General features: G+C 66.3%; 25 protein-coding genes. 7 read left to right on the top strand and 18 right to left on the bottom strand.

What is annotated here, in order from left to right; all coding sequences use genetic code 11:
- Positions 1 to 454, top strand: a 454-nt coding sequence (locus VFE28_04840; GenBank protein HZM15311.1) for a hypothetical protein, incomplete at its 5' end; no start/stop codon positions are given.
- Between the two features lie 63 nt (positions 455 to 517).
- On the opposite strand, the gene VFE28_04835 is transcribed toward VFE28_04840, so the two are convergent.
- Entirely contained in the window at positions 518 to 1,009 is a 492-nt protein-coding gene (locus tag VFE28_04835) for a hypothetical protein (GenBank protein HZM15310.1), read from the bottom strand.
- Positions 1,010 to 1,332: 323 nt separating this feature from the next.
- Between VFE28_04835 and VFE28_04830 the strand changes: the two genes are divergently transcribed.
- From VFE28_04830 to VFE28_04820, 3 genes are all read left to right on the top strand, one after another.
- The gene (locus tag VFE28_04830) at positions 1,333 to 1,602 is read left to right on the top strand and encodes a hypothetical protein (GenBank protein ID HZM15309.1); all 270 of its coding nucleotides are present in this window, start codon (positions 1,333 to 1,335) and stop codon (positions 1,600 to 1,602) included.
- A complete protein-coding gene (locus VFE28_04825; protein HZM15308.1) occupies positions 1,599 to 2,444 on the top strand; it encodes a hypothetical protein in 846 nt (281 codons plus the stop codon). The genes VFE28_04830 and VFE28_04825 overlap by 4 nt, the downstream gene beginning before the upstream one ends.
- 107 nt (positions 2,445 to 2,551) lie before the next feature.
- Positions 2,552 to 4,105, top strand: coding sequence for a YifB family Mg chelatase-like AAA ATPase (locus VFE28_04820; GenBank protein HZM15307.1), 1,554 nt, complete (start codon positions 2,552 to 2,554; stop codon positions 4,103 to 4,105).
- Between the two features lie 74 nt (positions 4,106 to 4,179).
- Here VFE28_04820 and VFE28_04815 read toward each other — a convergent pair whose 3' ends face one another.
- A complete protein-coding gene (locus VFE28_04815; protein HZM15306.1) occupies positions 4,180 to 4,494 on the bottom strand; it encodes a hypothetical protein in 315 nt (104 codons plus the stop codon).
- 360 nt (positions 4,495 to 4,854) lie between these two features.
- Between VFE28_04815 and VFE28_04810 the strand changes: the two genes are divergently transcribed.
- Positions 4,855 to 5,724: a helix-turn-helix transcriptional regulator gene (locus tag VFE28_04810; GenBank protein HZM15305.1), complete on the top strand. Its 870-nt coding sequence runs from the start codon at positions 4,855 to 4,857 to the stop codon at positions 5,722 to 5,724.
- A 133-nt stretch (positions 5,725 to 5,857) separates the two neighbouring features.
- Here VFE28_04810 and VFE28_04805 read toward each other — a convergent pair whose 3' ends face one another.
- The 3 genes from VFE28_04805 to VFE28_04795 all read right to left on the bottom strand — a co-directional run bounded on the left by VFE28_04805 (position 5,858) and on the right by VFE28_04795 (position 8,582).
- A complete protein-coding gene (locus VFE28_04805) occupies positions 5,858 to 6,292 on the bottom strand; it encodes a response regulator transcription factor (GenBank protein ID HZM15304.1) in 435 nt (144 codons plus the stop codon).
- Positions 6,289 to 7,797: a PAS domain S-box protein gene (locus VFE28_04800; GenBank protein ID HZM15303.1), complete on the bottom strand. Its 1,509-nt coding sequence runs from the start codon at positions 7,795 to 7,797 to the stop codon at positions 6,289 to 6,291. Before VFE28_04800 ends, VFE28_04805 begins: the two co-directional genes overlap by 4 nt.
- 104 nt (positions 7,798 to 7,901) lie before the next feature.
- Positions 7,902 to 8,582 carry a response regulator transcription factor gene (locus VFE28_04795; GenBank protein HZM15302.1) on the bottom strand — a complete coding sequence of 227 codons (681 nt, stop codon included), beginning with the start codon at positions 8,580 to 8,582 and terminating at the stop codon, positions 7,902 to 7,904.
- 307 nt (positions 8,583 to 8,889) lie between these two features.
- On the opposite strand from VFE28_04795, the gene VFE28_04790 reads away from it, so the two are divergent.
- Both VFE28_04790 and VFE28_04785 read left to right on the top strand, forming a co-directional pair.
- Positions 8,890 to 9,165, top strand: a complete 276-nt coding sequence (locus tag VFE28_04790; protein HZM15301.1) for a hypothetical protein — start codon at positions 8,890 to 8,892, stop codon at positions 9,163 to 9,165.
- 183 nt (positions 9,166 to 9,348) lie between these two features.
- On the top strand, positions 9,349 to 9,846 hold the full coding sequence (locus VFE28_04785) for a GNAT family N-acetyltransferase (protein ID HZM15300.1): 498 nt from the start codon (positions 9,349 to 9,351) through the stop codon (positions 9,844 to 9,846).
- A 99-nt stretch (positions 9,847 to 9,945) separates the two neighbouring features.
- Here VFE28_04785 and VFE28_04780 read toward each other — a convergent pair whose 3' ends face one another.
- The 13 genes from VFE28_04780 to VFE28_04720 form a co-directional block, all read right to left on the bottom strand.
- Entirely contained in the window at positions 9,946 to 10,242 is a 297-nt protein-coding gene (locus VFE28_04780; GenBank protein ID HZM15299.1) for a MoaD/ThiS family protein, read from the bottom strand.
- Positions 10,239 to 11,426 carry an exo-alpha-sialidase gene (locus tag VFE28_04775; protein ID HZM15298.1) on the bottom strand — a complete coding sequence of 396 codons (1,188 nt, stop codon included), beginning with the start codon at positions 11,424 to 11,426 and terminating at the stop codon, positions 10,239 to 10,241. The genes VFE28_04780 and VFE28_04775 overlap by 4 nt, the downstream gene beginning before the upstream one ends.
- A 347-nt stretch (positions 11,427 to 11,773) precedes the next feature.
- Positions 11,774 to 11,935 carry a Flp family type IVb pilin gene (locus tag VFE28_04770; protein ID HZM15297.1) on the bottom strand — a complete coding sequence of 54 codons (162 nt, stop codon included), beginning with the start codon at positions 11,933 to 11,935 and terminating at the stop codon, positions 11,774 to 11,776.
- 190 nt (positions 11,936 to 12,125) lie between these two features.
- Positions 12,126 to 12,425 carry an amphi-Trp domain-containing protein gene (locus VFE28_04765; GenBank protein HZM15296.1) on the bottom strand — a complete coding sequence of 100 codons (300 nt, stop codon included), beginning with the start codon at positions 12,423 to 12,425 and terminating at the stop codon, positions 12,126 to 12,128.
- 160 nt (positions 12,426 to 12,585) lie between these two features.
- Positions 12,586 to 12,849, bottom strand: coding sequence for an amphi-Trp domain-containing protein (locus VFE28_04760; protein HZM15295.1), 264 nt, complete (start codon positions 12,847 to 12,849; stop codon positions 12,586 to 12,588).
- Between the two features lie 162 nt (positions 12,850 to 13,011).
- A complete protein-coding gene (locus tag VFE28_04755; protein ID HZM15294.1) occupies positions 13,012 to 14,376 on the bottom strand; it encodes an MFS transporter in 1,365 nt (454 codons plus the stop codon).
- An 86-nt stretch (positions 14,377 to 14,462) separates the two neighbouring features.
- A complete protein-coding gene (locus VFE28_04750) occupies positions 14,463 to 15,797 on the bottom strand; it encodes an alginate lyase family protein (protein HZM15293.1) in 1,335 nt (444 codons plus the stop codon).
- 188 nt (positions 15,798 to 15,985) lie between these two features.
- Positions 15,986 to 18,202: an HD domain-containing phosphohydrolase gene (locus VFE28_04745; GenBank protein HZM15292.1), complete on the bottom strand. Its 2,217-nt coding sequence runs from the start codon at positions 18,200 to 18,202 to the stop codon at positions 15,986 to 15,988.
- Positions 18,203 to 18,215: 13 nt separating this feature from the next.
- Positions 18,216 to 19,286, bottom strand: coding sequence for a PilT/PilU family type 4a pilus ATPase (locus VFE28_04740; GenBank protein HZM15291.1), 1,071 nt, complete (start codon positions 19,284 to 19,286; stop codon positions 18,216 to 18,218).
- Positions 19,283 to 20,404 (bottom strand): PilT/PilU family type 4a pilus ATPase, encoded by a 1,122-nt coding sequence (locus tag VFE28_04735; GenBank protein HZM15290.1) that lies wholly within the window; start codon positions 20,402 to 20,404, stop codon positions 19,283 to 19,285. The genes VFE28_04740 and VFE28_04735 overlap by 4 nt, the downstream gene beginning before the upstream one ends.
- Entirely contained in the window at positions 20,404 to 22,824 is a 2,421-nt protein-coding gene (locus VFE28_04730; protein ID HZM15289.1) for a HEAT repeat domain-containing protein, read from the bottom strand. The genes VFE28_04735 and VFE28_04730 overlap by 1 nt, the downstream gene beginning before the upstream one ends.
- Before the next feature lie 63 nt (positions 22,825 to 22,887).
- The gene (locus VFE28_04725; GenBank protein HZM15288.1) at positions 22,888 to 23,496 is read right to left on the bottom strand and encodes an FHA domain-containing protein; all 609 of its coding nucleotides are present in this window, start codon (positions 23,494 to 23,496) and stop codon (positions 22,888 to 22,890) included.
- 245 nt (positions 23,497 to 23,741) lie between these two features.
- Positions 23,742 to 25,825, bottom strand: a 2,084-nt coding sequence (locus VFE28_04720) for a hypothetical protein (protein HZM15287.1), incomplete at its 5' end; no start/stop codon positions are given.

Genomic DNA, 25,825 nt, shown 5'->3' with positions numbered 1-25,825 from the left:
CGATCTGGCGCGGGTCTCCGGGGTGAGGCTGGATATCATCCTCGGCTGGCGGCGCACGGGGCTCACTTGGTACGACATCACCCATCGCTGCCGGCAGGACACCCACATCTATTATGTGGATCTTCCGGAAGACACGGGACCTCCCTACGGCCGCGCCGTCGGCTACTGGCGCAAGCATCCGAAGCAGGATCTCCGTCTGAGCGACGATGAGGTCCGCGGCTTCGTCACCCTGAAGGCACTCTCGGATTACTCGCGCCGTTCTCCCGCCGCCGTCCTGGTGGAACGCCGGGCGGGCAAGAGCCCAGCCCAGATCGCCGGCAAGAGCCACGGCAAGTCTGAGGATGCGGCGCCACGGTCGGTGCGGTCCGAAGCTCCTCGCAAGTCCGAAGCCAGGGGCAACTCCGAAGGTGGCGGCAAGGGCCGCGGTCCCGGCAAGTCCAAAGGGAAGAAGTAAGAGAACGATGGAACCCTGGCGCGCTTCCTCAGGGGAGCGCCGCCAGGGCTCCCGCTCTCGACTTCAACGCAGCTCGAGCGGTTCCCAATCGTGAAACGCCGCACCGATCGCGCCCCCCAAGAGACCTCCGCCGATGCTCCCGATCGCAAAACCGATGAGGTACTGAGGCGGTGAGGCTCCTTGGTCCGCCAGGTACAAACTGACCGCCGTGGCGCAGAGCAAGGCTCCCCAGAATCCCCCCTTGGGAGCCGCCGAGGTACGCCGCCATGCGGCATGCACCTGAGTGAACTCCACCGTGATGCCCTTCACATCGTCGAACCTGCAGGTACCACCGGAGACTCCGCCGAATGGGCCTTCCAGGATACGCGTATCCGCTAACTGCAGTCTGAGAAGCATCCCCGGTTGCAGGTTTTCGAAGCTGGCTGGGTGCAGGGCCGGGTTGGAGTCTTCGACCTGTGGTTGCTCGATGGGCGTCGCGGTGGCGGTGGCGACGCGAACGGACTGGAAGGTCAGCAGCGCCAAGGCACCGACGGCGACAGCTCGAGGAAGGATCAATTCGATACGCTCCTGGCTCCCACCATGGCTCGGAGCGCATGCAGGTGCGCTCACATCGATGCTAGGGTGAATGCTCGTCGCCCGCAAGCACTCGACCTTGCTTTCTCGATCTTCGAACTCCGCATTGTGGCTCGGCGTTTCGAACCATGGGCGAGGGAACCCTCGTGTTCGGGTTCGGAGAGCGCGAGTTGTTGCTGAATCTCGTCGTTGTTCGGCTCGGTGTACGACCGCACGGAACCTCCTCGGTCCAATTCTTGTTTGCTCCATTGTCGACGGATTCATGGATTTCGCTATTCCGGGAGAGATTCCAGGAGTATGGCCCCATGCCATCGAGAGCTCCCATCAAGCTCAAGGTCTTGAACGTGATCGCGGCCATCGCACATCGCTCCAAGGATTCGGTGCAGGAATCCCAGACGCTCGATGGGGACCTGGGGCTCGGGGGCACGGTGCGGGCGGCCCTAGCTGTTCCATTCACGAGGATCGCGCGCGAATACCCCCAGGGGAAGCGCGTCACCATTCTCGAAGCGCGTGCCCTCAAGACCGTGCAAGAAGCCATCGACCTCGTTCACGCCAGGGCGAATGGAGTTGGATGATGTGGGCGTTGCGTTTCCTCGTCGCCATGCTGCTCGTGCTCTCGACGGCCGAGACCAGCTGGTCCGAAGTGAAACTCAACGTGGGCCGCTCGGCCTCGGATCTCAACGAGGCAGGGGAGCCCGCCCGCTTTCACGTCACCTGGCCGAAGGATGCGACGACGACGTGGTCCTTCGATATCGCGGCGACGGCAGCGGGTCTCGTGACCGATCGCCTCTACCTCGGCCCGACCGTGGAGTACCACCGCCACACGCAGATCGACTCGCCTCAGGATGCATTCCGCTTGGGCGCGACGTCGATCCTGGTCCTGGGTGACATCTCGCGCGGGGCAGCAGCGCACGTGCAAACACTGGCTGCCTACCAGCGTCACGCCGCGAACGAGACTACGGCGCACGGCGTGCTCGCCCTGGTGGCCGCGACGCCACTCCTCAACTCGCTGGCGATCGACCGGCGGCTGGGTCCCGACGAATTCAAGGTGCGCTGGCGGCCCGGTTTCGGGCTGGAGTACCAGGGGGGCGCGAGCACGGGGCAGGCGTTCTCGAGCACGCTTCGAGGCAATGCGAAACTGCACCTGGATCTCTTCCCGGCCGATACGTACCTCCGGCGCCGGCTCCAGGTCGCCTTCGACTTCGAAGGCTGGTTGGACTTCGCCGAGTCACAGGACGACGGGTCTCTCGATCGCCGTTCGATCTTCAGTAGCTCGGCCACGGTCTACCTCGATGAGGGCAGGCGGTTCGGGGCGAGCGTGGAATACGTGAACGGGGAAAACCCGCGCGATGGCCTGGAGAAGCAAGCCTTTCTCGCTGCCGCGTTCGTTTTCAGACTCGGGGATGCGATCCCGTAAGACTCGGAATACGATCCCATAAGTACGGGACGCACTTCTGGCGCATTTCCTGCCGGACGGAGACACCAGCCTCCGCGCCCGCTCCCTCCCGGTGCGTGCTCGCAACGGTGTTGTCAGCAGCCGTCCGCGGCCTGGACGGCATCCCTCTCTCGGTCGAGGTGGACCTGCAGCGCGGGCTCCGGGCCTTCCACATCGTCGGTCTGCCGAGCCCGGCGGTGCGAGAGAGCCGTGAGCGCGTGGTCTCGGCGCTGCTCAATTGTGGCTTCCAGGTGCCCGAGCGCCGCGTGACCGTGAATCTGGCGCCTGCCGACCTGCCCAAGGAAGGCGCGGCCTTCGATCTCTCCATCGCCCTCGGGATCCTCGCGGCCTCGGGGCAGTATGCCGGGGAAGGTCTCGCGGGCGTCTGTGTCCTCGGCGAGCTGGCTCTCGACGGAACGCTGCGGCCCGCGCGGGGTGTGCTCCCCATCGCCATCGCCATGCGCCGTCGCGGCGTGCAGCGCATCCTCGTGCCGCGGGACAACGTCGCCGAGGCGGAGCTGGTGCCGGGGTTGGATGTGGTCGGCTGCGCCACGCTCGCGGAGGCAGCGCAATGCACAGGGCGCTTGCCGCGCGCCCACAAGCCACTCACACCTGCTCCGGTCCCATCTCCGGCGCCTGCTGCGGCGACCACCGATGCACTCCCTTCGCCAGCGACCCTCGACTTCTCCCGGATCGACGGCCAGGAGATAGCGAAGCGCGCTCTCGTGGTGGCGGCTGCCGGAGGCCACCACATCTTCCTCGCCGGACCGCCCGGCGTGGGCAAGAGCCTGCTCGCCCGTTGCCTGCCCGAACTCTTGCCACCGCTCTCGGAGGACGAGGCGCTCGAAGTGCGCCAAGTGCTTTCCGTCTGCGGCCAGCACGAAGCAGCCGCGGCGCCCACGGTGACACGGCCCTTCCGAGCGCCGCACCACACGATCACGGTGCCCGCGCTGGTCGGCGGCGGGAGGCCCGTCGTGCCGGGAGAGATCACCCGGGCACAGCATGGTGTGCTCTTCCTGGACGAGCTGCCCGAGTTCCCGCGCCGCCTGCTCGATCTGCTGCGCCAGCCGCTCGAGGAAGGCGTCATCCGCCTCGCCCGTGCCAATCAGGCCATTGCGTTTCCGGCTCGCTTCCAGCTCGTGGCAGCGATGAACTCGTGTCCGTGTGGCAACTGGGGACACCCGAAGAAGCCGTGCCGTTGCTCGCCGGGAGACGTCGAGCGCTACCAGTCACGCATTTCCGGGCCGATTCTGGATCGTATCGATCTCCGCATCGAGGTCGGCGTGCCGCCGGCGGAGAAGGTGGGTGGTGTGAGCGGGGAGGGCGCGGCTGAGTCGGCGCGACTCCGTGCGCGCGTCGCCGCAGCTCGGGCCCGGCAAGTGGAGCGCTACGCTCACTTCGCCGGCGTCCATTGCAACGCCCAGGTGACACCCGAGCTGCGCCGCACCTTCATCCGCCCGCGACGCGAGGCGCTGCAGTTCCTGCGCCAGGCGATGACACGCTGGAGCCTGAGCATCCGCGCCTTCGACCGAGCGCTCGCGGTGGCGCGCACCATCGCCGACCTCGAGGGAGCCAGCGACATCGACGTCCAGCACGTGGCCGAGGCGCTTCAGTATCGCGTGCAACGCGTTGAAATCACGTGAGCGCCTCAGGTCAAGAGACCAGTGAAGCGGGGCGGACTGCCGCCCCCCCCACCGAACGAAACGCCCGATCGCCTTTAGACGTGAGCAGCGATCTTGTGGAACGTCGAGTTGGAAACCTCGTAGGTTTGAACCCTAGGCGTTCCCTCAATCACCTTGGCCAGAGCGGCCAGCACTTGTGGATAGGTTCCGCGCTCGTAGGTCTCTGCGTTGTCCTTCTGGTCCCACAAGCTGATTCCAACCGCTTCGGATCCGCCCTGGACGACGAGTGCGAGTTCGTCCTGGAAGCCCTTCTGCTTTCGAAGCAGGGGGAGGATTTCCTTCTCAAACGTCCGGGTGAACTCCGCAGCGCTATTGGGCTTCAAGCGCATGGACACGTTTCGAGCAAACATGGCATCTCCTTAGGATTCTTTGGGTAACCTGACTTAGTTCAGATCACATGGAGAGCTGAGCTAAGCGCGCATCTCATTAACCTTTTTAGTTAATTCACTCATGACTGTCAAGCTCAATGTGCTTTCTTTTCCATCGTGCTGTAATATAGTTAATCGGAACGAGTTAAGTCGGGCCGGGCGTCAAGCTCCTCGATGCCGGGCCAGAGGCAGAGGTCGCAGCTCAGCAATCCTCTGCTCGAAGGGGCGGACGTGAGTACGAAACGAAGCTGCGCGAGTTTGAGGTCATGTGGGGAGACGAAAACAAACAACTCGCTCGAACCAAGGGCTTTGACAGTTGGACAAGAGGCGGAGGAATGACACGTGGATCTTTCTTTGGCGATCAGGCAGCGCTTGGAGGACTTGGGTCTTGAGCAGCGAGATCTGGCAACCGCGGCCCAAGTGACCGAGTCTTACATTTCACAGCTGTTGACCCGGAAAAAGGCGCCCCCTGCCCCTGAACGGACTGATATTTACGAGAAGCTGGAGAAACTTTTGAAGCTACCACGCGGTGAGCTCGCCAAGCTGGCCGACGTGCAGCGCCATGAAGAGCTGAAGAAAAAAATTGGGCACCCGCCTAGCCCCCTATTGAAGGACGTTAGAGAGTTACTGCTTCGCAAGTGCAAGCCGGATAAAGAAAGACAAATACGGGCGATTTTTGAGAAGCAGCCCTTCGGTGAACTCGAGCGCCTAGTTACGCAAAAGCTCCTAGACGTGGTCAAGGGAGTTGCTAAAAAAGAACTGGGAAGTGAAAACTGGCTCCACCTGGTAGCGCGACTCAGCGGCCGCAGCTTTGAACAGATGCGGGTCATCATTCTTGAGTTCCTGGATACGGATGTGTTCAATGTGTCGACGGAAAACTGCGTCGCTTTCTTGGATCCGCTGATTGAATCCTGGGACATCAACCTTACGACTTTTGGTATGGAAATCGTCCTCAACCGCCGAGTGGCCCCGGGTCACCCCAAGAAGCTCGACTTTGTTGAAAGGGAACCCGAACCACGTGTGCACGAGGAGCCGGGTCTCAGGAAATTCCTTCGTGATCCTTCTCTCCGTGGCGATGCGACCGAGGAGGAGATCGAGTTCCTAAGAAAGCTGAAATTCAAGGGGAAACGGCCTACTGCGCTCTATTATTACCGCGAATTGCAAAACCTCAGAGACCCCCTCCATTTTCGCAATCCGCCCAAGAGCGAATAAAAGACTCGCATGACCAAACGAATGCGTGCGTCTTCGATTCGCCTTTTGCCCGGGCATCCAGCCTGACGTTTCTTGAGCGACTCCGAGAGTTGGAGCAGGGAACTTCGCCAGAGGCATGATTCGTTTCTGGACGCTAGGGGTCAGGAGACTTCCGGGGCCGACGTGGGGACTGGAGCCCGCGCGGCGAGCCGCCCCGGATCACGTCGCGGATGGTGACAGCGAGTTCCTCGAAAGCCGAGTTCTTGTTGAGGACGGCCACGGCCCCCGCCGCTGCCATGCCGGCCTCGCCGCTCTTGAGGAACAGCATGGAGAGCCCGATGACCTTCACCTCCGGGAACTCGCCCGTGATCCGGCGCGTGGCCTCGATGCCGTTCAAGCCCGGCATCTGGATATCCATGACGACGATGTCCGGACGGAGCTCGCGCACGGCTTTCACTGCGGCCTCGCCGTCGCCAGCCTCCCCCACCACTCGCAGGTCCGCGTGGAGATCGAGGAGGCTGCGCAGCCCTTCCCGCATCATTCGGTGATCATCAACCAAGAGAATCCGGGTGGGGATGCAGTGCCTCACTTCCGCCGCGCTCTCCCTGCGCCCTGCCGGAGCGGCGCTCGAAGCGTCGCCCGACTCCCGCCGCCGGGGCTGGACCGGATCTCGAAGCTGCCCCTCACGACGTCCAGGCGCTCCCGGATGCTGAACAGGCCGAAGCCTCGCTCCGGTCCGACTCGGACCCCCACGCTCTCCATGTCGAAACCGGTGCCGTCGTCCTCGACGCGGATCTCGACCTGATCCTCCAACCTGCGAACCGCGACGATCGCCTGGGAAGCCTTCGCGTGCTTGATCACGTTCATCAGTAGCTCGCGCACCGCCTGGAACAGCAGGATGCGGACGGACTCGTCGCTCGGCTTCGGCTGCTCATCGTCCTCGAAGTGTACGCGGATGCCATGCTGCTCCTCGGTCTGCTTTGCGAGCCATTCAAGAGCGGCCTCCAGCCCGATCTCGTGGAGCATCGGCGGGCACAGATCGCAAATCAGCGTGCGTGTGTACTCGATCGACTTGTCGAGCAGGAGGTGGATCGCCTCCATCGCCTTGCGAACGTCCTCGGAAGCGGAAGCGGAAGCGGTTTGCAGCATGCTGATCTTCATCTTGGAGAGGATCAGCATCTGGGCCAGGTGGTCGTGCAGCTCCGTGGCGATTCGTCGGCGCTCCTGCTGCTCGGCGAAGGACAGCGCCGACGCGAGGCTGCGCAGCTGCTGCTGGTAGAGCGCGATCTTCTTCTCCGCCTCCTTGCGCCGGGTGATGTCGTGGACGAGCGCGCTGACTCCATGGACGCTTCCGGCGGCGTTCTTGATCGGAGAGATGGTCAGGAGCAGCTGAACCTGGGTCCCGTCCCGCCGCCGGTGCACGGATTCGAGCTGGCCGATGGCTTCCCCATGCGAGATCCGCTCGAGGAGGCGCGGCAACTGCGAGGACGCGTCGGGCGGTAAGAGCAGGGAGATCGACCGACCCACGAACTCCGCGGCGGTGTAGCCGTAGAGCCTTTCTGCGCCAGGGTTGCAGCTCACCACGGTTCCGTCGAGCGCCGTGGTGACCACCCCGTCCTCCATGCACGCCTCGATCGTCGCCAACTGCGACAGCGCCTCCTCGGCGCGCTCGCGCACAAGCGCCCCTGCCCGCAGGGCCTCGTTGGCCTGCAGGAGTTGCCCGTTGCGCTCCGCGACGCGCTTCTCCAGATCGTCCCGGGAGCGGCTCAGTGCCTTCGCCGCCCGCCCCCGTTCGCCAACGAGACAGATGATCGCCAGCGTCACGAACAAGAAGACCCCGAGTCGCACCCAGTCGTCCGGCCCAAGCTTCAGGGGACCGGAGCCCGGCTGGAGGAACCAAACGCTCGAGAAACCGGCGAGAGCCGTCGCCAAGAGGCCCGGCCACCGCCCGCCGTACCACGTAGCTGCCACCACGGCGGCCAGCAGGAGAAGGAAGGAAGCGCCTTCCCGTATCGGTGGCAGGACGAGCGTGAGGAGCTGTGCGAGCGCCACCGACGAGACGGCCAGGCCGAAACGCTGTATCGGGGAGCGCATCGAGCCTTCATCCCCTAGGACGGACCCACTGGCGTACGTGGGTCGACTCCCGCCCCGGCTTCGGAGAATCCCGGACTGCTGCCTGGGGAAACTCCTCTTGCGGCTCAGAACCTTTCGAGTGACCACACGATGGCATATCGGAACAGCTCCCGGCTCGACTCGAGCCCGAGCTTCCGTTTGACGCGTTCGAGATGCGTCTCGACGGTCGTAATGCTCAGGTAGAGCCTCTCAGCGACCTCACGGGTCGTCAGAGCCTGAGCGATCAGCTGGAGAACCTCCAGCTCGCGGTCGCTCAGCCTCTCGATGGCGGAGGCCGACCTGCCGGGCTCCTTGCCGGCCAGCCTCAGGAGCATCCGCGCCGCCATCCGCTCGCTCAGATAGATACCGCCGCGCAGAACGCTGCGGATCGCCTCGACGAAGTGCTCGGCGACCTCGTGCTTCATGATGTAGCCGGAGGCCCCTACGCGCAGGACGCGCTCTGCGTAGATGGTCTCGTCGTGCATAGAGAGAACCAGCACGGGTAGGCGAGGATGCAACACTTTGAGGTCGCGGATGAGCCCCAAGCCGCTGCCGATGGAGAACTCAAGGTCGACGATCGCTACGTCCGGCTTCGAGGTAGCGACCAACTGCAGCGCTTTCTCCGGGCAGTCGGCCTCCCCGCAGACCTCCAGGCCCCCGTCCCGGCTGATGATCTGAGCAATCCCCTCCCGGACGATCGGGTGGTCGTCGACAATCAAGACCTTCTGCTGGACATTCCCGGAAACACGCTGCGCGGTCGCCGCCATGAATGATCCCCCGTTCCCGCCCCAACCTCACCGCGGCTATATCTGAAGCGTCTCCCTTAGGGCTTGGTTCAGAGCTAGCCCAAACCGCCACACAATGCGGGGTCGGCGCTGGCGGCAGATCATACACACAACACATCCAAGGACAAGGGGTTTCGTGATCCACGGGGGGCGGCCGCGAGCACCGCGCGTGGTCACGCAGAGTCTCGCCCATCGGAAAGGGGTCGTCCCGCCGACGGCAGGACGAAACCAGTGTGATCTGAGTCCTTTGCTTCTCCCAGTTGATGACCATTGAACCGATCGGCCCCGGGTGGCGCCGCACCGCGGAGGGTCAAAGGACAAAAATGCGACGCAGGGCTGTCCCCAGGTGACGCCGGAGCTGCGGCGGACGCTCATCCGGCCACGACGCGAGGCGATGCAGTTTCTGCGCCAGGCGATGACGCGCTGGAGTATGAGCATCCGCGTTTTCGACCGTGCGCTCGCCGTGGCCCGCACCATTGCCGACCTCGAGGGCGCGAGCGACGTCGATGTCCAGCATATCGCCGAAGCTCTGCGGTATCGCGTTCAAGCTCCAGGTCGTGAATAGAACACGAGGACCAGGAAATGAATCACTTCCGACCGCCATGTCGAATATCGTGGTGCACGACGAGCATTACTACGTGTGGATCATGAGTGCAGATGGGACCGAGAAGACTCCGGCCTGTGGCTTGTTGCCCCCTTTCCGAATCATCAGCCCCGGCTTATCCTCGTTTGCATGACTCGACCTGGAATGCTCATCCGCCGCGCCGCAGAGCGGGACCTCGACGCCCTCGGCCGTCTCGGGGCGCAGCTCCTTCGGACACACTACGAACTCGATCGGCTGCGCTTCATGGCGCCGCGCGGGGACACGGAGGAAGGCTACGCCTGGTTCCTCAACACCCAACTCCAGCGGGGCGACGCGGTCGTGCTCGTGGCAGAGCTGGAGGGGCGCGTCGTCGGATACGTGTACGCTGCGATCGAACCACAGTCATGGGAGGAACTGCGCGAGGAAGCGGGCTTCATCCACGACGTGTGCGTGGACGAAAACTCGCGCCGTTCCGGCGTGGCGGCCGCTCTCGTCGAGGCCGCGGCCGGTTGGCTCGCCAGCCGGGGCATGCCGCGCATCGTGCTGTGGACGGCGGCCCGAAACGAACCAGCGCAGCGCCTGTTCGAGCGCCTCGGCTTCCGCCACACAATGACCGAGTTGACCCGGGAGATCTCCGGGCTCAGGCCCGAGGAAGGCGAGTAGGATCGGAGCCTTGCCTCAGCGATTCGTCACCCAGGGTGGCGCGTCATGACGTGTTCGCCCGCAGCTCGCATTCCGAACGGCGGATCGGGCGTCGCGTCTCTAGCCGCCGGCGATGGCGCCGATGATGAGGAAAGGCTCCCTTCCCGTGGCGACCGGGTCGGGGAGCGAGGTATCCGGCGGCTCGAGGGAGAGGTCCTGGTCGCAGGCGAAGAAGCGCAGAAACGGCCGGCGCTCCTGTGTGGCGTGATCACGAATGGTCCCGCGCAGCATCGGGTAGCGTGTTTCCAGCGCGTCGAGGACCGCGCGCAGGGTCACGGGCCCCTCGATCTCGAGCTGTACCTCCGCGGCGACGCGCGCCAGCGTCCGCAGGTGGGGCGGCAGCACGACGAGGATCATCGCAGTGTCTGCACCTCGACGGATAGGACGGCCGGGAGATCCCGGACGGCTGCCGACCAACTGTCGCCGCCATCCGCCGAAGCATACACCTGCCCGCCGGTGGTACCGAAGTACACCCCACAAGGCTCGAGCCCATCCACTGCCATGGAATCGCGCAGGACGTTCACATAGCAGTCGCGCTGCGGCAGCCCCTTCGTCACCGCCTCCCACTCGTTCCCGCCCGCACGGCTCCGATACACGCGCAGCTTCCCCTCCAGCGGATAGTGCTCGCTATCGCTCTTGATGGGGACGACGTAGACGGTTTCCGGTTCATGGGCGTGCACGTCGATCACGAACCCGAAGTCGGTGGGAAGGTTGCCGCTGATCTCGTGCCAGGTCTCTCCGGCGTCGTCGCTACGCATCACGTCCCAGTGCTTCTGCATGTAGAGCACTTGTGGGCGCGAGCGGTGCAGCGCGATGCGGTGCACGCAGTGGCCGACCTCCGCCGTCGGGTTGGGGATGTAGCGCGAGTGCAGACCGCGGTTGATGGGCTTCCACGTCTTGCCGGAGTCGTCGCTGCGGAAGGCGCCGGCGGCGGAGATGGCCGCATACAGCCGGCCGCTATTGCTCGGGTCGAGGAGAATGGTATGCAAGCACATCCCGCCGGCGCCCGGCTGCCACTGCGGGCCGGTGCCGTGGCCGCGGAGTCCGGCGAGCTCGTGCCACGTCTTGCCGGCGTCCGTGGTACGGAAAATGGCGGCGTCTTCGATGCCGGCGTACACCGTGTCGGGTTCGGTCAGCGATGGCTCCAGGTGCCACACGCGCTTGAACTCCCAGGGGCGCTGCGTGCCGTCGTACCATTGGTGCGTCGTGAGCGGCTTGCCGGTTGCGGGCGAGGTGTCGTAGACGAACTTGTTGCTCTCTCCCTTGGGCATGCCGTCGGGAGTGGTGGTCGGCTCGCCGGGCGGTGTCCCGGGCTGGTGCCAGGTCTTGCCGCCATCATCGGAGCGTTGGATGACTTGGCCGAACCAGCCGCTGGTCTGCGATGCGTACAGACGGTCAGGATCCACGGGCGAGCCCTTGAGGTGGTAGATCTCCCAGCCCGCAAAGTGCGGGCCGCTCACTTCCCAGCGCGCCCGCTTCCCGTCCGAGGTCAGGATGAAAGCTCCCTTCCGGGTACCCACCAACAAACGTACCCCGCTCATGATGCCTCCCGAATCTCGATCTCGAGGTCAACTTCGCGCGACGCCGGTCCGGACGTCGGCTCCGTGCACGCCCTGACCCAGCCGGTCCCGTCAGCAGTGCCGTGCAGCGGCTCTGCCTCGTCCTGGCGCCGACCATTCCGGCGAAGATGATGGCCGCTGCCACAGCGTGGGACGCGAGGGGTCCTGGAAATCTCTGGGAAGTCTACTCAGGTGCCGATGCCGGCGCAAGCGACGGCGAGGAGCGCGCGCACGCGCACGCGGCACGGCGGTCGTGACGTGCCGATGAGGGCGAATCTGCTATGGGAGCAGCGAGAAAGAACGTGGCTGCGAACGAACCGAATTCGGACTCAGTTGAAGGCGTCTTGGACGACTTGATACAGGGCGTCGACCAGCGGGCCGATGTTGCGAACGGTGACGACCGCGACGATGGAGATGAAACAGGCGAGGAGGCCGTATTCCGTCAGGTCCTGGCCCTCGGTCTTGTGGAGCAGTCGCAGAATAAAACGCATTACGTGCCCTCCCGAAGGCGCGAGATGACTCAATCATGGGGCGCCATGATGGCGCCCCGTGCGTCTGGACTCCTGCGAAGGGTCGAGGTTCCGTCTCGCCAGGCGCGAACGACAAGCGTCCGCATTTCCCGTACCAGGGGCGCCGTCACGCTCGCGGTGGAGCGGGGAGGTCGACCGGTCGGCTGTGCCGCTAGGAGATCGTCAGCTTCTCCGAGTCGGACGGGCTCCAAGAGATCTCGAACGAGAAGCCTTCCTTCTTCTTCCTGTGGCCCGCTCTGATCTCGACCGCGACCTTCGGGGTGGGCTTGAGCGTCAGGTCCGTGTCGCCCTGCCGCATGTGGATGCTGCCATTCTTCAGTCCCAGGATGATGGCTTCGAAGTAGGCGACCGCTTCACTCAGGGGAAGCGTTTTCTCGAACATCACCTCGGACTTGACCTCGCGGTCAGCGGCTGCGGACTCGAGCTGGATGGGGCTGTTTTCCGGCACCACGCGTGATCTCCTCTGTTGGTTCGCCCACGGGTTCATCGCCCAAGGCGAGGAAAGCCAAGGCCGTCCTCGGGGCACGGCCCCTGCTTTCCGCACCACGTCCAAGGTCCAGCCCTCCAAGGCGCAGAGCCTCCGAGGACAGTGCCTGGAGAGAAAGTGGAGCCTACGACTGCGTGTTGCCGGAGATCAGGAGCTCCGGAACCCGGGTCTTCCACTTCATCTTGATGGCGATCTCTTCCTTGCTCTTCTTGCGCTCCGCCTCGACCTCCACCTTCATCGTCTGACCGGGCTCGAGCGTCAGCGTCTTGCCCGCCTGGGTGATGGTCACGGAACCGCGCTTCAAGCTGGAGATGATCGCCTCGAAGTAGGAGATCGCTTCCTCCACGGTCATTTGACTCTCGAACGTGACTTCCGACTTTTCCGACATCGTCATCACTCCTTCTCTAGGGCAACTACGCCCTACCCCATCTCTTCGGGACGTGAAAGCGCGCGCGGTTCATCTCGAACGTGGGTGACGCCCACAGCTATAAAGCTCCCTATTCTCTGCCGGCCGAGGTCAGCCGCAAGTTAGGAGATCGTTAAGATTCGGTTAATGCCCGCCGTGGCGCGACGGATGGGCGTGCCAGAGGCGGGTCATGAAGAGCGCCCCGCCGACGGAGAAGGGGATCATGCACAGCACCCACACCAGCGCATTCTGCGGCTCGTAGCCCTCGGTGAACGGCGTGCCGTCCCAGCCGTAGGTCTTCAGGATCCAACCCAGGCCGAAGCCGGTGAGACCGCTGGCGATGTACTGGATGCCGTCGAGCATGCCGGCGGCGGTAGCGGCAGCCTTGCGGCCGCCGAAGTCCATGGAAGCCGTGCCCGAGAGCATGCCGTGGACGCCGAAGATGAACATGCAGGAGAGGCCGACGAGAAAAGCAGCGGCGGCGGCCGAGGGCGCGAAGCCGAGAGCCGAGAGCGCCACCACCTGTCCGAGGTAGAAGATGAACGCAACGGGCGGCCGGCGCGATTGGAAGAGCCGGTCGGAGAGGAAGCCGCAGAGGAGGCCGCCAGCGATGCCACCCAGCGTGATCCCCGTACCAGCCCACCAGAAGGTGCCCGTGCCCTTCTGCACGTGGTGGACCTCGCCGAGGAACTCGGTGAAGTAGAGCAGCAATCCCTGGCGGACGAAGCCGGTGCAGAACTCGGCGCAGGCGATGGTCAGGATCACCGGGTGGCTGAAGACCTTCCGCACCAGGTAGCCCCAGTCGATGGGGGTGTCGTCGCCGCTGGAGGCGTCGCCGGTGGGGAAGTCGGCGTGGCCGGCCTGACTCGGCCGATCGCGAACGAGGAAAAAGTCCACCAGCCCCATGAGGCCCATGGCTCCGGCAGGGATCAGGAAGACCAGGGTCCAATGGAAGTGCGCCAGGATCCAGCCGCCGATGGAGATCGCCAGGAAGTAGCCGGCGGAGATCATGGAGCCGAAGATGCCGCCGAAGACGCCGCGCTCCCGAACGTGGAACCAGGCGGCGTTCACCTTCACCACCGAAAGAGCCCCGAAGCTCTGGAAGTACATGTTGACCGCGTAGAGGAGCGACATACCGACGATGATCTTGGTCGTCCAGCCGTTGAGGAAGAGAAGGCCGATGGTCAGGTTGAGAATCAGCGAGCCCACGGCGCCGATGAGGATGGCGCGGCGGCCGCCGATGCGGTCGGCAAGGGGGCCGTTGACGATGACGGAGAGCGCGTAGGTCCAGAAGCCCGCCGTGGCGATGATCCCCATCTGCGCCTTGTCGAGCCCGAACGTCTTCCCCATGTCGCCCTTGACCACGTTGAAGTTGTAGCGACCCATGTAATACGTGGCGTAGGTGAGTCCGAGGGGAAACCAGTTGGCGAAACGGCGGAGGCGGAAGGCGCGGCTGTGGGCGGGCGGGCCGCCGGGCGGCGCGCCGCTCTGCGGCTGCGTGGCGGCCATGCTCTCCCCAGGTTCGAGGAATGGCGCCCAGACTACAGGGGCAGAGGGTTGTGCTCAAGCACCGAGGAGCGAGGCGACCGGGAGGATCACTGCGGCGGGTGCGTCCAGTCGGTGAAGTCCATGTTGCGGCCCACGTTGATGTCTTGCGAGGTGGGGAAACTGGTGCCATACGCCCGGTTGAGGAGCCAGGGGATGAAGCTGTCGTTGCCGGAGAACCACCAACCCATGGCGGGGTCGGCGTTGTGCCGTTCCAGGAGCCACTGCGCCGCGCGACGGAGTGCTTGGTTTTCCCATTGCCAGACGTCGGGATACCCGCGATGGCTCAGGATCTCGGCGCAGACCGCGGCGCCGGCAATGGCCCCATGCAGATACACGTTCACCTGCATCCGACCTCCGGCGATGCTGCAGGTGTTTCCGGGGCAGGCGGTGACGAGACACTGCGTCCCTGCCATCCCGGGGTTGCAATCGATGCTGCACGTGGAGGTGCCCGGGTCGCAGAGCTCGCTGCGGCGCAGCTCCTCGGGGAGAGCGCCGTCCATCGGGTAGGTGCACGTTCCGGCTACGATGACGGATTGCACCGGAGCGATCCCCACCGGAGCCGTTGGGTTGGGCTGCCAGCACAGGTCGCCGTACAGGAAGCCGGCGTATTCGGCGCGGTCGCCGAGCCAGCCGTCGAAGACGTGGCGGACCTCGGTAAGGAGTGTCGCGTCGTTGCGGTAGGTGGCGACGGCGGCGAGCGCCGCCATGGCCATGGTGCCCCAATTGTTGGGGCGCTCCCGCATGATCTGGTGCAGGGAGCGATCGTTCCGGATGCAATCCGGCTGCTCGCTCAGAGGCTCGTCGAGCATCGTCCCGAGCCACTGGCGGAACTGGGTGGCCACCGGCTCGTCCAAGCCCGCGTAGTCGGCGGCGATGATGTAGCTCGTCAGGTTGCGCGCCACCGCGAGAGGTTCGTTGGTGCAGTCGATGGCGCTCGGGTTCGGCCACTCCGCCATGATCTCCTGGATGGCGAGCTGCACGTGCCAGCGGTAGGTCCAGGTGGTCCAGCCCCCCGGGATGCGCAGGGCGACCAGAGCCTTCGCCAGGGCGAGGACATCCGCGTCGCTGTCCTTGTCGAACAGACTCACTTCGAAGGTGCCGAGGTTCGGGCCGCCGAGGACGAGGGCGTTCTGCGCATAGGTTTCCAGGTTCGACCATGCAGTTCCCGCCATGGGTAACGTTTGCAGAGCCGCCAGGTCTTTCCAGATGTAGACATGGGGTGCGGGTCGCCCGCCGCCGTCACCGGGGCCGCGGTCTTCAGTGCGTGTCTTCTCCGCGGCGGTGCGTGGCGTCACGAGGGGATCGGTTGCTTCTTCGATGCAAGCAGCGAAAAGGAGCAACACCGCGAGGGTGGTCCATGCAATGCGACCCGTGTGCGACATCCGGAGCGCGCCGCCAAGCGACCTGAGGTGGAATCGTTCGCGAGTTCGCTGCTGAGGCGCCATGTGGGGTCATCGAGCGCCGATTTAACGAAAAAGCCTATGCCCTAGCGAGCTCGTGGTCAAGCTCGAGCGCCGCGAAGAGCGCGAATCAATTGCGGAATTGTCCGCAGTTTTGTGCGCTGGCGGTACTAGTGTTGGAGGACGCGGGCGACGATGACGGAGATGTTGTCGGGGCCGCCGCGTTCGACGGCGCGTTCCACTAGACGGGTGCAGGCGATGGCCGGGGACTCGCCCCGGGCGATGGCGCGGATCTCGTGCGCCGGCAGCTGGTTGTGCAGGCCGTCGGTGCAGAGCACGAGGACGTCACCGGCCTGCAAGGTCACGCGGCGGGAGACATCGATCTCCACCTCGGCCCGGGTGCCGAGGCAACGGGTGAGCACGTTGCGCGCTTCCAAGGGCGCCTCGCTGCCGGCGACGAGCTGCAGCTCCGCCGCCAGCGTGTGGTCGCGGGTCAGGATCTCGACGCTGTCTTCCCGGAGCAAATAGGCCCGGCTGTCGCCGACGTGACCGACGGTGAGCGTCATCCCCGCGAGGGCGGCAGCGGTGCAGGTCGTCCCCATGCCGCCGAGCTCGCTTTCCGAGTTGGCGCGCCAGTGGATGAGCTCGTTCGCCAAGCGCAGAGCCTCTTGCAGCACTTCGCCGCCGTCGCCCGGTGCATCGCTGCGGTAGAAGTTCTCGCGCACCAGATCCACGGCGAGACCGCTGGCGATCTCGCCCGCTGCCGCGCCGCCCATGCCGTCGGCGACCACGAGCAGGCAGCCACGGGAGCTTTCCGCGCCGGGGAAGACGCCGAAGGCATCTTCGTTCTGCTCTCGCGCGCAGCCCACGTCGGTGAGCGCCGCCACCTGCAGGAGATGTTCACCCGGGTCACGAAGCGGGATTTCTTCCTCCAGCACATCCTGACGCGACGCCGGCGGCAGCTCGAGGACGGGCACGCCGTCGTCTTCGCGAGCGCCCTCCGCCGCCGTCTCCCGCGCCGCCGCGTCCGGTTGTAGTTGCCCGAGTCGGCGCAGATGTTCCTGGAGCAGGCGCGAACCATTTTCGCCCCGCGCGAAGTGCTCGAGCTCGGCCTGTGTGAAGGCAGCGAACAGCTCACCGCTCGTATAGAGGTCGATCAATGCTTCCACCACGTCGGTGAAGAACTGGGTTCCCGCCAGCGCCAGGAGCTGTTGCACCGCGGTTTCCGGGGCGAGGCCGGGCCGGTAGGGCCGGTCCGAGGTCATGGCGTCGAAGGCCGCGGTCGCCATCAGGATGCGGCTCCCGAGCGGGATCGCTTCGGCGCGCCAGCCGTTCGGGTAGCCGCGGCCGTCGGGCTGCTCGTGGTGGGCGAGGACGAGACGCGCCGCCGCCGGGAAGAAGCCGAAGCGCTGCACGGTCTCGCTGCCGAGACGCGGGTGCGTCCGCATCAACGTCTGCTCCTGGTTGCTGAGCGCGCCGGCCTTGTACATGAGATCGCGCTGGATGGCGGTGCGCCCCACCTCGTGCAGCAGCGCCGCGTACTCGAGCTCCTCGACCTCGCTTGCGGTCAGACCGAGACGACGGGCCACCTGCACGGACATGCGGGCGATGCGCCCGGCCTGGCCGCGGGTCATGGGATCGGCGGCATCGATGGCCGCCACCAGCGTGCGCACCGCTTCCACGTGTCCCCGTTGCGCCCGCTGCCAGAGCATGCCTGCCACCGCCGCGAGGGCGAGGGGAACGAAGAGGAGGACGTACGCCGGTGTGCCGAGGCGCTGGAACGCCAGTGTCCACGCCACCGCACCGGCGAGCTGCAGTGCCTCCCACGCAGCGCGCAGAACGAGCTCTTGCCATTTCACCGCGCTTCGCGTCGGCCGCCTTCGATCGAGCCACCACGCCGTGATGGTTGCAGCCACGATCCAGGTCGAGGCCGAAGCGACGAGCGCCACGAAGGGATCGACGACGAAGGCAGCACCGGTCTGGCCGCCGAGCCGCTGCAGGACGTAAGCCGCGAGGCAGAGGGCGACGAGCCGCTGGCCCCCCGTTTCCGCCGCGTACAGGCTCCAGCGTTTCCAGGCCCGTGGACCGCGCCCGGAGAGCTGCCAGAGCCAGACGAGCACGCTCGCACCCAGCACGAGCCAGCCGGCGGGCGCCGCACCGAAGAGGAGGAGGGCGGCGAAGCCGACGAAACCCGAGAGGCCGAGTCGCTCCGCGCCCCAGGGCAAGGTCGCGCGCCCGGCGAAGAAGAGCAGGCCGAGCCACAGGGCGTATACGATCGGCACGGGCCACGGGGCAGCGGCAGCCGCGGTCCAGGCGCCGAGGAGCGCGAGGCCGGCCACTGGCACGGCGCTTCCCATGAGCCTTCGCGTCCACGCAGCGGTTTTCATCGTGCCGGCTCCCTCACGCTGTCTCCAAACGCGGTACCAGGTTCTCGAACGGGCTCTTGTCGGTGGCGTTCTCGTAGGCCTCTTCCGCGGTCACCGCGCCCTTGCTCACCAGGTCGCGCAGCACTCCGCCCAGGGATTGCATGCCGAAGCGCGCCCCCGCCTGCATCACCGACTCCAGCTTGTGGCTGTTGCCGCCGCGCACGATCGTCTTCACCGCGTGGTTGTTCACCAAGACTTCGGCGGCGACGATGCGCTTGGAACCGTCGCTGTTGCGCAGCAGCTTCTGCGACACGATCATGCTCAGGCTGTCCGCCAGCATGCCGCGCACCTGCTCCTGCCGGCGCGCCGGGAAGACGTTGACGATGCGATCGATGGTCCGGGCCGCACTGCTCGTGTGCAAGCTGCCCAGGATCTGAATGCCCGTCTCGGCGGCGGTGAGCGCCAACGAGATCGCCTCGGGATCGCGCATCTCGCCCACGAGCAGCACGTCCGGATCCTCGCGCACGGCGTCGCGCAAGGCATCGGCGAGGCTCGCGGCGTGCACCTGGATCTCCCGCTGCGTCACCACGCACTTCTTGTAGGGATGCAGGAACTCGATGGGGTCTTCGAGAGTGATGATGTGTCCCTGCCGGGTCGAGTTGATGTGATCGAGCATCGCCGCTAGCGTCGTCGATTTCCCCGACCCCGTGGGCCCGGTCACCAGGATCAGGCCTTTGGGATGGGAGGTGTGCAGCTTGATCGCCGGCGGCAAGCCCAGCGACTCCAACGTCGGGATCTTGGTGGGAATGATGCGCAGCGCCGCCCCGAGGCCGTGCTGGTGCCGGTAGACGTTGACGCGGAAACGGCCGAGATCGGCGACAGAGTAGGCGAAGTCCACATGGTGGTCTCGCTCCAGGCGCTCCCGGTGTCCGCCGTCTAGGAACTCGTCGAGAATCGATTCCAGATCCTCCACCGAAAGCTCCCGGAAGCGGACGCGGTGCAGGATGCCATTGATGCGGATGCGTGGCGGTTGCCCGGACACCAAGTGCAGGTCGGAGCCGCCCTGTTTCACCGCGAGCTCGAGGAAGCTGTCGATGCGACTCATGAGGCCTCCTCGGGTACCGGCATCCGCGCGCTCTGCATCTCCGCCACTTGCCGCAGGTCGGCGCGGGTCACGTACGGCAGGAACTCGCGCTTGTCGGTGGCGCGGAGGAAGGCTTCGTCGGGATCGATGTCACCGGCGCGCACCATGGTGAGCAATGCCTGATCCATGAGCTGCATGCCGACGCGGCGCCCGGTGGCGATGGCAGAAGGGATCTGGTGCGTCTTGCCCTCGCGGACGTACTGCGCCACCGCCGAAGTGAGGACGAGCACCTCCACCACCGCCCGACGGCCGCGGCCGTCGGCGGTGCGCACCAGCTCCTGGCTCAGCACCGCCTTCAGGTTGTCCGCCAGGGTGTGGCGGATCTGCGCCTGCGCTTCGGTGGGGAAGGCATCCACCAGCCGGTGGATGGTGGGATGGGCGCCGCGGGTGTGCATGGTAGCGAGCACGAGGTGGCCGGTTTCGGAGGCCTCCACCGCGAGGGAGATGGTCTCGGCATCACGCAGCTCGCCCACCAGGATGACGTCCGGATCCTGGCGGAGCGCCGCCCGCAGGCCAGCGCTGAAGGACGGCACGTGCGTGCCCAGCTCGCGCTGCACCACCAGACACTTGTGGCTCGGGTGGACGAACTCCACCGGATCTTCGAGGGTGATGATGTTGAGATTCCGGGTCTCGTTGATCTCCGCGATCATCGCCGCCAGCGTCGTCGACTTGCCCGTCCCCGAGCCGCCGGTGACCAGGAGCAATCCGGTGCGCAGCGCGGTCATACGTGCCACCACCGGGGGCAACCCCAGGTTGGCGAGCCGTGGCACTTGCTCCGGCACCACGCGACAGACAGCAGCGAGACCGTAGTGCTGGCGGTAGACGTTGATACGGAAGCGACCCAGGCCCTCGATGGCATAGGAGAAGTCCACGGAGCCCCGCCGGTCCAGTTGCTCGGAGAGGTGGCTGGGCACAATCTCCAGCACCAACGCCTGGGTGTCCGCGGCGCTGAGCTCGTTCGCTGCCAGCTGTGTGAGCTGGCCGTCCTGCCGCACCAGCGGCGGCAAGCCCACGGTGAGATGAATGTCCGAGCAACCTTGCTCGCGCCCCATCTGCAGGAAGGCGTCGATGCGGGCCATCACGGCGCCTCCCGCGTCACGCCCATCGTCTTCAGCTCTGCATCGATCAGGGCCATGAGCTCGCGGGTGTCCCGCGGTCGCTCTTCCGGCGCCCGCGCCATGCTGCGCATGACCAACCCCACCAAGCTCGGCCGCAGTGTCGGCACCAGCCAGGCGAGGGACTCGGGATTGCCCTCGAGGTGCTGGAAGAGGATCTTCACTGGCGTCTCCGCCGAGTACGGGCGCTGGCCCGAGAGCATCTCGTACATCATGATGCCGATCGAGTAGATGTCGGCACGATGGTCGACGCGCGCATCCTGGATGAGCTCCGGCGCCATGTATTCCGGTGTGCCGATGAGAAAGCCGCTGCGTGTAAGCCGCGGTCCGAGGTTCTGCTGTGCCGAAGCCAGGCCGAAGTCGACGATCTTCGCCATGTCGCCTTCGCCGACCAGGATGTTCGCCGGCTTGATGTCGCGGTGGATGACGCCGACCTCGTGGGCGGCACCGAGCCCGGCGCAGACCTGGGCGACGAGGCACAGCGCGCGGTCGGGCTTGAGCGTGCCGTCTTCGACCAGGATGGCGCCCAGGTCCCGGCTCGGGAAGTACTCCATGGAGACCGCGTGCGCGCCGTTCAGGTCCAGGAAATCGTGGATGCGGATGACATTGCGGTGCGTGATCCGGCGGGTGAGCTTGAGCTCTTGCACGAAGCGACGGATGGCGTTCGCATCCACCGAGAGCTGCGGGTTGAGCACCTTGAGGATGATCTCCTCCTGCACCGCGTTGTCCACCACCAGATAGACGGTGCCGAAGCCGCCGGTGCCGACGCGCCGCTGCACGTGATAGCGCTCAAGAAGCAGCGTCCCCGGCGGCAGGTCGGCGAAGTTGATGGTGAAGGGCGCGCCGCCCCGCATCGCGCCGGCGGGTGGGGACACCGACCCACGCAGGACCCCGCCTGGCGAAGCGGGAATGCCCGCAGCAGCACCGCCCCTGACTCCGGAGGTCGGCAGCGGCCCCGGCGATGCGCCGGCGGGACGCGGGGCCCGGTCCGCTTCGACACGGAAGGAGGTGCCGTGGGCGCCTTCGGCCGCGGCCGGGAGCGCCGGCACCGCCTCCTTCTTCGTCGCCGGCGTGGGCGGAGCAAAGGCGCGCAGCGCCGCCACCGCCTCGCGGCGCACGTCGGCGCGTGAGGAATGCACCAGCTGCTGCAGCGTCTCGATGATGCGAGGGTCGCCGATGGCCCCGAGGGCGCGGACGCAGAGCGGCACCGTCTCGGGCACGCGCTGCATGAGAGCGAGCAGCGGGTCGATGGCGCGGGGGTCCCGGATCTTGGCGAGAGCATCGATGGAGCGCTCTCGTACCCACCAGTCGGCGTCCTCGAGAGCGCTGATGAGGAAAGGCACCGCTTTCACCGACGGGATGGTGATGAGGATCTCGACGGCATAGCGCCGGACGAACTCCTCCGGGTCGTGCATCAGGCCGAGCACCGCATCTACGACCTTCTCGCCCCCGAGGGCGCCGAGGGCGTCGGCAGCACGGACGCGAACCCACCAATCGGCGTCGTTGAGCGCCCGGAGCAAGTCCTGAATGGCCTCGGTCGTAGCCACCGCGTTCAGCACCTCGACCGCGCCCCGGCGGGCTTGCTCGGATTCGTCGGTCAACACGGAAAGCAGATGCGGCACCGCCGAAGCATCGCCGAAGTCGATGAGGGCATCGATGGCTTCGGTCTGCACCTTCAGATCCGCATCGCGCAGCGAGGCCGCGAGCGCCGGGATGGCGCTCTTGGCGCGCAGGCCGTGCAGCCCCTTCACCGCCGCCAGGCGGACGCTGCGGTTCTCGTCGGCGAGAGCGCGTCCGAGTCCTTGCACCACGGCGGGGGCGTTGAAGCGCGACAGCAACTCCACCGCCCGATGCCGCACCCACCAATCCTCGTGTTCGATGAGGGGGACGAGCTGCGGCGCCAGCTCCGGGGTCAGAGCGCGATCGAGGACACGGAAGAGCAGGGTCCGCCCGTCCTTGTCGAGAGCGGTGAACACCGCCAGCACCTCGCGCGGGCGGATCGAAGCAGCGCGGGCTTCGAGCACCGCGGCCAGCAGCGGCTTCGGGATGCTGGGGTCGGTGAGGAAGGTGAGGAGCGCCGCCGGTCGATAGCGCCGGGCGGTGGAGAGCACGTGGCTCATGCCGGAGACGATGGCGGGGTTCGGCGAGGCGAGAGCCTGGACGTAGAGCCCCACCGTGTCATCGTGGAGCAGCTGCTCGAGGACTTCGAGGGCGGCAGGGCGCGCTTCGGCGTGGCCGAGGCAGCCGAGCATGGACTCGATGGCGGCGGGGCCGACGGCTACGAGTTGCTGTTTCGCTGTCTCCAGCTCCTGCCGGGGAAGGCTCCGCGCCATCTTGAGGCGCTGCACGAGCCTGTCGACCTTGAGCTTCTGGACGATGTTCATCGTTCCCGAATCTTCGGGCCGGGGGGCGCGGCGAGCCTTCCGGACGGGTGTTTCCGTACCGCTCTAGTGGACGAAGATCCAGGTCGCCGCCACGCCCACTGCGACTCCGAGCACGAAGGAAAACAGGGCGACGCCGAACACCTGCCCTGAAGGGGCGCCACTGGGTTGCCGGACCGGGGCCGGAGCCACGACCGGTTCCTCCACCGGCGCCGCGTCGCGCTGGCGCGCCCGCGCCATCATGTCGTCGAGCTCGGCGCTGGAGAGGACCGTGGTTCCTTGGAACGTGGTGGGCGACACGGCCTTGCTGTCCCCTGACGTGCTCCGCCGATCGCTTTCGTAGGCGATCCAAAGCGAAAACTTGCCGACCCGCAGCACGTCCTCGTTCCGGAGCAGCGCCTTGCGGATGGGTTCGTCGTTGAGAAAGGTGCCGTTGGCGCTTTCCAGGTCCTCGGCGTAGTAACCCGCGGCGGTCTTTTCCAGGCGCAGGTGATGGCGAGAGATGCCCGGGTTGTCCAGGTGGATGTCCGATTCCGGGTCGCGGCCGACGGTGACGACGTCCTTCTGGAAGGTACAGACCTTGAGAGGTCGACCCATGAGGGAGAGGCGGATCTTGAGAACCTCGCCGCCGGTCTGCGACCTCTGGCCGGTCCCCTTGCCGATCTGGCTGTCCATGTTCTTCCGCGCACCTGCCCGACGAGACCGCATGGAGAAACAGAGACACTCGCTCTCGCTGCCTGGGGAGCAAGAAGAGGACCACGGCGGGAGCAGCATGGGGATCGCAGGGGAAGCGCACCGGATTCCAGGACCCGAGGAGGTCGAACTCGTCGCGCGGAATCGACGGCAGGCGTCTTCGACTCCGCGGTGACCGATGCACGTCGCAAGAAACGACGCGGTCCGAACCGGTGGTGTGATGGCGGCTACTTCACGAGAACGAGCTTCTGCGTGTGCCAGCCATCTGCGGCGCGGAGCCGGGCGATGTAGTGCCCACTCGCCACGGGCGTGCCGCTCTCGTCGCGCCCGTCCCAGACGACTTCGCCGGCAATTTGGCCGCGAGCCGCGGCAGGGAAGTGCCGGATCACGCGTCCTCTCGGATCGAGGATGTCGAGCAGCGCCGGCTCCAGCGTAGCGAGCTCGTAGCGGAGGATGACGCGAGGGTTGAACGGATTCGGCTGCGGCGGCAGGAGGCGCGTGCGGTGCAGCGGCGTTTGGAGCGTGAGCGAGCGTGTCGTGACCAGCCTCCACGAGCCGTCGTTCTCCCGATGGGAGAGGTTGTAGCGGACCGAGGCCGCGGTGCGTAGCGCGGGGGAACGATCCCTGGCCACGAAGGAACGCTCGTTGTCCGCTTCGACGGGAACGTTCCAGGCGGCACCGGATACGCTGGCCGCGAGGCGGAAGTCGGCGGCAAGCGAAGGTTCCTGGACGCGCCAGTGCAGCGAGACGCCGTCCGCTTCGAGGCGGGCGGAAAAGTCGGTGAGGAAAACCGGTGTGATCACGCACTGCGCCGGCACGAGGCGCAAACCCCCTTCGTTATCGGCGAGGAAAACGTGGACGTCCACCGCCACACCTGTAGCCACTCCCGGTGTGTCGAGAGAGCCCACGTGCACCGGTGCCGCTGGGTTCGCGATGTCGATCACCTCGAGGCCCGCGTTTTGGCAAGCCACGTAGGCGAAATCTCCCGCGATGACGATGTCGGTGGCGATCCCACACGTGGGTGCACTCGCGACCCAGACCGGCGCCGTCACACTGGAGATGTCGATCACCTGCAGGCCTGCGAAACCGTCGGCGACGAAGGCATGGTCGCCAGCGAGAGCGATTCCCGTGGCGTCGCCCGGCGTGTCGAGGGCGCCGACGATCGCTGGCGCCGCCGGATCCTGGACGTCGACGACCTGCAGCCCCTCCCAGCTGTCGGCGACGAAGGCGTAGCCGCCCGCGAGGGCGACATCGGCGGCGCTCCCCGGCGTGTTGGCGGCGCCGACGATCTGTGGCGAGGCGGGAACGCCGGCGAAGACCACCTGCAACCCCGATTCTCCGTCGGCGACGTAGGCGTGCGAGCCGGCGACGGCGACGCTGAGGGCCTGGTCCGGCGTGTCCACGGAGCCGAGGATCGCTGCCGCTGTGGGCACACTGATGTCCACGATGCGGAGCCCCGGCAAACCATCCGCCACGTAGGCGCGATCCGCTGCGGCGGTGACCGCGATGGCCTCGCCCGAGGTGGCGACCGAGCGCACGAGCTGCGGCGCGGCGGGGTTCGTGACGTCCACGACGCGCAAGCCGAAGTTCGCTTCGGCGACGTAGGCGTAGGAGCCCTGGGCCGACACGCTGCCCGCGAAGCCGGGGAGGGCGAGGCTACCGAGGCTCGGGACAAGGGCCGTGTTGCTGACGTCGAACAAGTGCAGTCCGACCGACGGGTCGGTGACGCACGCGAGAGTGCCGCTCACCGCCACGCCCAAGGCGCTGCCGCGCGTGCCGGCGGTGCCCACGAGCTGCGGGGCAGCCGGGTTCGTGACCTCGAGGATCAGGAGGCCGGCAGTCAGGTCGGTGACGAAAGCATGAGCACCGGAGACGGCGACGTCCATGGCGGTGTCCGGCGTCCCGAGGGCACCCACGACCTGAGGCGAGGTTGGAGTGGTGATGTCGATCACCTGCAGGCCCGCGGCCTGGTCCGCCACGTAGGCGTGGTCCCCCGCGAGGGCGATGGCGTTGGCGTAGCCCGGCGTGTCCGCCGCACCGATGATGGTGGGCGCGGTGGGGGTGGCGACGTCGACGACCTGCAATCCCGAAGCGCCGTTGGCGAGGAAGGCGAGTGTGCCGGCGACCTCCACGTCCCAGGTGAAGTCGGGCGGATCCACGGTGCCGACGATGCGCGGCGCGGCGGGATTACTGACGTCGACGACTTGCAACCCCGCGTAGCGGTCGGCGACGTAGGCGTGCGTGCCGGAGACGGCGACGCTGGTGGCGTAGCCCGGCGTGTCCACCGTACCCACGAACTGGGGGGAGGCAG

Source organism: Candidatus Krumholzibacteriia bacterium, assembly GCA_035649275.1.
Lineage (GTDB): Bacteria > Krumholzibacteriota > Krumholzibacteriia.
Note: the sequence above shows the minus strand (reverse complement) of the source record. Positions and strands in the feature narration are given on the sequence as shown.